The 2,622-nt window shown below is 36.0% G+C and carries 2 protein-coding genes; both read right to left on the bottom strand.

Going from position 1 to position 2,622, the window contains the following annotated elements; translation table 11 throughout:
- Positions 1–609 (bottom strand): VanZ family protein (locus B2S90_RS06085; RefSeq protein WP_286696720.1); only part of this gene is annotated, 609 nt, incomplete at its 3' end.
- A 126-nt stretch (positions 610–735) separates the two neighbouring features.
- The coding region (locus B2S90_RS06080; protein ID WP_286696719.1) for an iron-containing alcohol dehydrogenase at positions 736–2,622 on the bottom strand (1,887 nt) is incomplete at its 5' end.

Here is a 2,622-nt window from a genome sequence, read left to right as displayed (position 1 = left end):
TTTTTTAATGAATGGTATTTTCAATACAATATATAGAATCAGTACGCCGCTCATATTCAGAATGATATCATCTATATCTGCTGATCCAACCTTCCAAATATATTGAATGACTTCTACTCCTATAATCATAAATAAGAAAAAGAGAAAATAAGGTAGAAATGAACGCATTGGTTTGAAAAGAACATATATAAAATAACCAAAAGGCATAAACAACATGACATTCCCAATCATATTCAGAATGATATTCTTAATAGGTAATGTATGTCTTTCATAAGCCGTGTAATAAAGAAATATTGTCTTTAATGGACTGATATTCACACTACTTATAACTTTAACATGTCTTAATGCTGGGTTAAGGAACAATTGATAAGTAAGATTTATAATGTAGATGATGAATGCGATACTATGCAGTATGTAAAACATTCGTCTTTTATTTTTTACTACATTTCTTTCACCATAAGCGTAGCCCACCAAACCAATCATCTGAATAATAACAAGCACAAATGTCTGTGTAATAGAAAACTTGATTGTATAAGAAATGATATCTATTAATTGAATAATAAAAGCGACAGCTGCAGTAAGTAAGAATAAAAAACGTTTATGTTTCATGACAGTGTCCTCCAAAAGCACATTTTAATGAGTTCACTTATATGAGTCAATAAACGATTCAATTTAACATAATTTAACACAAAAAAGAGGAGAGCCGTAAGGCTTTCCTCTAAATGGTTTTAAGAATTATTTCTTAGCGAATGGAGATTCGTAATCGTAGATTGTTTCTAGGATAGCTTCCATATCTTTAACCATAGGCATTCTTGGGTTAGCAGGAGTACACTGGTCTTCGTATGCGTTCATAGCGATTCTATGTACTGATTCTTCCCAATCAGCTTTGCTGATGTTCTGTGACTTAACGTTTACAGCACCACCAACTTTTACCCATAACTTTTCAACAGCCTGTGCGAACATTTCAACACCTTCTGCATCAGTCTTTGGATGTAAGCCGATTAATTCTGCTAATTCTCTATATTTCTTATCTGCCTTATAGTCTTCGATCTTTGGCCAGATGTTTAGCTTAGTTGGAACTGTACCATTGTATCTGATTACATGTGGTAATAACATACCGTTAGTACGTCCATGAGGAATATGCCATTCTCCACCGATCTTATGAGCTAATGAGTGGTTCATTCCTAAGAATGCGTTAGCGAATGCCATACCTGCGATTGTTGCAGCGTTATGCATCTTGATTCTAGCATCAGGATCACCTTCAAGTACTGACTTTTCAAGGTTTTCGAATACTAACTTAACAGCCTGTTTAGCCCAACCATCAGTGAAGTCAGAAGCTAAGATTGAAACATATGCTTCAATAGCATGAGTTAATACGTCGATACCAGTATCAGCAGCGATTCTTGGTGGCATAGACATAGCGAATTCAGGGTCAACAATTGCGATTGTTGGAGTTAAAGCGTAGTCAGTTAATGGATATTTCTTGTTTTCCTTAGTATCAGTGATAACTGCGAATGGAGTTACTTCTGAACCTGTACCTGAAGTAGTTGGGATACATACTAACTTAGCTTTCTTACCAAGTTCTGGGAACTTGAATGCTCTCTTTCTGATATCCATGAATTTCTGCTTGATGTCGTCGAAGTTAACTTCTGGATGTTCATACATTAACCACATAACTTTAGCAGCATCCATTGAAGATCCACCACCGATAGCGATGATTGTATCAGGCTGGAAGCTCTTCATGATTTCAAGACCCTTAAGAGTCATATCTAAAGATGGATCAGGTTCAACGTCGATGAATAAGTCAACGTCTACTTTGTTACGTCTTCTCTTGATAACGTCTTCGATCTTTCCTACATAACCAAGGTCATACATACCTCTGTCTGTAACGATCATTGCTTTCTTCATTTCCTTCATATCTCTAAGATATCTGATTGAATTTCTTTCGAAATAAATCTTTGGAGGAAGTTTAACCCATTGCATATTGTTGTTACGTCTCCCTATTCTCTTAATATTTAGTAAGTTAATAGCACTTACGTTGTTTGATACTGAGTTATGGCCATAAGAACCACAACCAAGTGTTAATGAAGGTAAGAATGCATTGTATACTGAACCGATACCACCGAATGTAGATGGAGCGTTTTCAATAATACGGATAGCTTTGATTCTCTTACCGAATGCTTTAGAAATTTCATGATTAGTAGTATGGATTGCAGCTGAATGTCCTAAACCGTTGAATTCAACAGTCTGAGCAGCCTTTTCAATACCATCTTCAGTAGAGTTTGCTTTGATCATACCTAATACTGGAGAAAGCTTTTCTCTAGTCATTGGTTCGTTAGGACCGATTTCCTTGACTTCACAAACTAAGATCTGAACATCATCAGCTACTTTGAAGCCAGCCTGTTCAGCGATCCAAGTAGCGTTCTTACCTGGAACGATGCTGTTTAATCTAGCTTCATTTACGTTTTCACTGTATGCTGTTGCACCGAACATGAACTGTTCAAGTTTCTTCTTTTCTTCAGCATTACAGAAATGTACATGATAACGACCAAGTTCTTTCTTGAATTCATCATAGATTTCGTGATCTACAACAACAACCTGTTCAGATGCACAAATCATACC

The organism is Catenibacterium sp. UBA627, from assembly GCF_002299355.1.
Lineage (GTDB): Bacteria > Bacillota_I > Bacilli_A > Erysipelotrichales > Coprobacillaceae > Catenibacterium > Catenibacterium mitsuoka.
This window is presented reverse-complemented; position numbering and strand designations above follow the sequence as displayed.